This is a genomic window from Streptomyces sp. NPDC005151 (assembly GCF_053599875.1).
Map to the genome: position 1 here is coordinate 1 of NZ_JBSFYR010000203.1, position 4,432 is coordinate 4,432.

Genomic DNA, 4,432 nt, shown 5'->3' on the forward strand with positions numbered 1-4,432 from the left:
CATCGCCCTCGCCATGCTCAACCTCGGCGGCCACCGGCCTCACCTACCAGGCCGTCAAGCCACATAAACCCACCCACGGAAGCGACAGGGGAGCCGTAAATCCGCGCGCATTGCCGAGGCCGCCGCGCACTGGTGTGACGCCGTCGCCGCTCCGCCGGCGGCCTACCGGTCCTCGGCCGTGCGGTCTCCCGCGCCGTCCGGCTCGGTCCGGCTCTCGTCCGGCCGGGCGGCGCGGGCCGGCAGGCCGGTCCCGGCGGTGCCGAGGGTGCGGTAGAGGCGGTCCAGGTAGCCGTGCAGGCGCGCGACCATGTCGACGGCCGCCGGATCGAGCACCCACTGGAGCTGGAGGCCGTCCATGATCGCCAGCAGCTGTTGGGCCTCGGCAGCGCAGTCGGTGTCGGCGCGCAGCTCGCCACTGTCCACGCCCCGGCGCAGCGACTGCCCGGCGTCGGCAACCAGGGTGCGGTAGCGCCGGGTGAAGAACGAGTGCGCCGGGTGGTCCGGGTCCCCGGACTCGCCGACCAGGGCGTTGAACATCCGTGTACGGCCCGGGCGGCGGGCGTTGTAGGCCGTCAGGTCGAGCAGGCAGTGGAACCACTCGGCGACGGTCGCGCACTCCTCGGCGAAGAACCGTTCCGTGTCGTGGTCGTCGCTCGCCTCCAGCACCGAGACCAGGAGGGCCTCCTTGGTGCGGAAGTGGTGCAGCAGGCCGCCCTGGGTGATGCCGGCGTCCTTGGCGATCCGGGCCAGCGACGTCGCATGGAAGCCCCACTGGGCGAAGTGCTCGACGGCCGTGTCCAGGATGCGCGTACGCCGCTTGTCGCCCACCGCATAGCTGCCGCGCGATGCGCCCCTGCCGGCGCCGCGGCGCGCGGGCCCGTTCTTGACGTCCATGGCTGCCACCTTAGCCATCGCCTCGCTATCAGAGCCTGTCGGGTGGCCGGTTGATTACGCTGCGATGTAGTCCTCGACGGTGTTGGCTCGTGCGGTCTTGCGGTGGGATTCATGGCTCCACCGCAAGGACTGCCCGGCGAGCCGGACGAGCATCAGGCGGATTATTGCCACCTTGATCATGGCCTCGGAGGTCGCGGTCAGCCGTTCGTAGTCGCGGGCCGGCCGACGGTTTCGGACCAGCCGGCCGAAACTTCGCTCCACCACCCAGCGGCGGGGCAGGACCTTGAAGCCCTTGACGTCGTCGGTCCGCTTCACGATCTCGACAACGATGTTCAACGCGTCCCGGGCCCATGAAAGAAGCGTGGAATCACCGGAGTTGGCGTATCCGCCGTCGGCCCGCACCAGACTGACCGTGCGGAATCCCTTCGCGAGACGGGCCAGGACGATGCGGCCTCCGGCCCGGTCCTGCACGGACGCGGAGGTGACCGCGACGACCAGCAGCAGGCCCATCGGGTCCACGATCACGTGTCTCTTCCGCCCTGTCGTTCGCTTGCCCGCATCGAACCCACGCGCCTCGCCGCCCTCGCTGGTCTTGATCGACTGGGCGTCGATCACGGCGGCCGACGGCTCCAGATCGCGTCCCGCCCCGACCCGGACCTGGCGGCGGAGCTCGTCGTGGACGCGGTCCCAGGTGCCGTCCCGGCGCCACTTGGTGAACCAGCGGTGGGCCGCGTCCCAGGGCATCAGATCGCGCGGAAGCATCCGCCACTGGCAGCCCGACCGCAGCACGTAGAACACCGAGTCGAGCACCAACCGGTCTCCGTACTTGCGCATCCCGCCGCCTTTTCGCAGGTCACGCACGGGAAGGAGCGGCTGGATGATCTCCCACATCTCATCGGCCAAGCTGGACGGACAGCATGGGCCGCTGACGGCCTCGGAGTTGTCGCACTGGCACACACCACGTGATCATTCCGGGGCCGTCGCCATGCCCGGAAGGCAGATCACGACCGTCACGCATCACGCATGATCAGCCACCCGACAGGCTCTTGGATTCGAAGGTCCCAGACATCGCTCCTTCTCCCACTGCCAATCGTGGGTGAGGTCGTTATTGTCCACCGCACGGGCCGCACGAAAACGGGCCATCCGGAAAAAGTGGCCATGAAAGAGGTCCGCCGGGCGGCCCCACCCCCCACGGGAAGGACGCCCGGCGGACCGGTCAGGACGTGATCAGCGCACGGCGTACGCGTCGTTCACGGTCTGGATGACGGAGTTGCCGTTGGCGTCCGTCAGTTCCGTCTTCAGGGTGACCGGCTTGCCGTCCGCGCCCGCGTGGTTCACGGTCGCGGTCCACCGGCCGCCCTGCTGTGCGGTGGTGGCCTGGGTCCAGGTCTCGCCACCGTCGTACGAGTAGGAGACCTTGGCCGCGACCAGCTTGCCGGGCGTGTAGCCGGCGTGGCCGGTGACGCTCAGGCCGATCGTCTGACCATCCTTCGCCGGAAGAGTCTTGAGCCCGTCGCTCTCCAGGTCGTAGCCCGGGAAGAGCAGCGGAATCCCCTGCGAGTACACGTTCTCGTCCCGCTCCGAGCGGAACTTCCAGGTGGTCTTGGTCTGGGTGGACCGCTTCCACACGTGGGCGGGATAGCCGTACTTTCCGGCGTACATGGTGAGTTCGTACGCGGCGTCTCCGGCCGGGACGGTGAACACCCCCATCGGATAGGGGGACGTGCCCAGCACTTCACCGCCACTGGTCAGCTGCATGCCGCCTTCGTCTCCGAAGCCACCCTGGATACCGGCGTGTTCGCTGTCGCTCCAGAAGCCCGGCGCAACGCCGATCAGGTTGTCCTGCCGCTCGGCGGCGAGCTGGAGCTTGCCCTCGGCGTCGCGCGCGGCGGCCGGGACCGGAATGCCCCGGTACCAGTTCTCCGTACGCTTCATGCCCTCCGTGTAGGTACGGGACTGGTCGACCATGAACTCGCCCCACGGGAAGCTGGACGAGAGGAAATGCCTCCATGCGGTGTCGCCCGCCGAGTAGTACTCGGTGCGCTTGCCGGGAACGGCGACAGTGTCGAAGCCGTTGGAATAGAGCCCGCCGTACGGCCGGGTAATGTTCATCAGGTCGATGTAGCCAGCCGCGACACCCATCGCCTCGTACGTGGCGGTGGTCTTGCCGAGCTTGCTGTCACGGACCTTGTAGGTGCGGTCCGAGGTAACCGGGCCGGTCTCGGGGAAGGCCAGGTTGTAGACGAACGGGCTGACGGCGGTGGCCTTCCAGCTCAGCTTCACCGGTCCGTCGGCCAGAGCGGCCTTCAGGGCGTCCGCCTCGCTCGCCTCGATGCCGAGCGAGGGCAGCGGCGCCGCACTGCCGACGGACGGCCTCCAGAGGCCCGCGGACGGCCGGTGCGCGATGACCGCCTTCGCGCCGGCGGCCTTGGCGTTCCGCGCGGGGGTGCTCATGTCGCCGTCGTCGGCGACCTTGACCAGGGCGATCTTGCCCGAGACTCCGGCGGCCTTCAGCTCGTCGGGGGTGCCGGTGCCCGCGTCGACGAGTGCGGCCTCGCCCGTACCGTCGAGGTTGACGGAGCCGGTGTTGGCCGTCGTCGGGTGCAGTTCGGTGCCGCCGACGACCGACAGCTTCTCGATCTGGGGGGCGTACGCACGCCAGAGGCTGTCGAACTCGAAGTCGCCGTCGCTCGCCCTGCCCTGCACGTCGACCAGGTAGTTCTTGATGAGGCTGCTGCCCGTGAGGGAGCCCGAGTGCAGCCATGTGTCGTCCCAGCTGCGGCCGAAGGAGAGCGTCGTGGAGCGGTTCTCGGACGCCCGGTCCTCCGTCTTCACCTGGATCCGGTGGGCCTCGCGGGCGTCCAGGACCAGGGTGGTGTCCTTGGTGACGTTCAGCTGCGGCCGCGCGAGGTAGCCCACGGACTCCAGCATCTTGCCGGTGGCGTCCTTCGCGTCGGGCGTCGTGATGAAGCTGGAGACGAAGTATGCACCGGGGCGCACCTGGTAGACCTGGTCGGTGACGCCGTTGTTGAAGCGGCGCTCGCCGCCGGCGGTGTCGGTACCGATGAGGTCGACCGAGGAGGGTCCCTTGGCGGGCTTGCCGGTGCGGTCGACGAGCTTGACGCGCAGGGTGACGGTCTCCGGTTGGACGTACATCGAGAAGGGAGTGGAGACCTTCACACCGTCGGGCCCGGTGGCCAGCACGCGTCCGGTGACATCGCCGTACTGGGCGGCCTTCAGCTGCGCGGTCGGGTCGATCTCCAGCGGGACCTTGACGGTGGCTCCGGCCGGGACGGTGACACTGCTCGCGTCGAGCTTCGCGACGGAGGAGCGGACGGCCGAGCCGTCGTTGCCGGTGACGCCCTGGACCTCCAGCGACAGCTTCACCGGCTCGGTGCCGGAGTTGGTGTACGGGACGTCGACCGTGGTGCGGTCGCTCTTGCCCTGCGGCCAGTTGAACGTGCCGCCCTGGACGGCGGGGGCGCCGACGACGGTGGTGTCGATGGCGGCCTTCACATCGAGGCGGCCGCCGCCGGTC

3 protein-coding genes are annotated in these 4,432 nt (G+C 69.2%); all 3 read right to left on the reverse strand.

Going from position 1 to position 4,432, the window contains the following annotated elements; genetic code table 11:
• Nucleotides 1-162: 162 nt before the first annotated feature.
• Entirely contained in the window at nt 163-894 is a 732-nt protein-coding gene (locus ACWD6R_RS39865) for a TetR/AcrR family transcriptional regulator (RefSeq protein ID WP_451823238.1), read from the reverse strand.
• Between the two features lie 54 nt (nt 895-948).
• The gene (locus ACWD6R_RS39870; RefSeq protein ID WP_451823239.1) at nt 949-1,851 is read right to left on the reverse strand and encodes an IS5 family transposase; all 903 of its coding nucleotides are present in this window, start codon (nt 1,849-1,851) and stop codon (nt 949-951) included.
• A gap of 270 nt (nt 1,852-2,121) precedes the next feature.
• The coding region (locus tag ACWD6R_RS39875; RefSeq protein ID WP_451823240.1) for a PA domain-containing protein at nt 2,122-4,432 on the reverse strand (2,311 nt) is incomplete at its 5' end.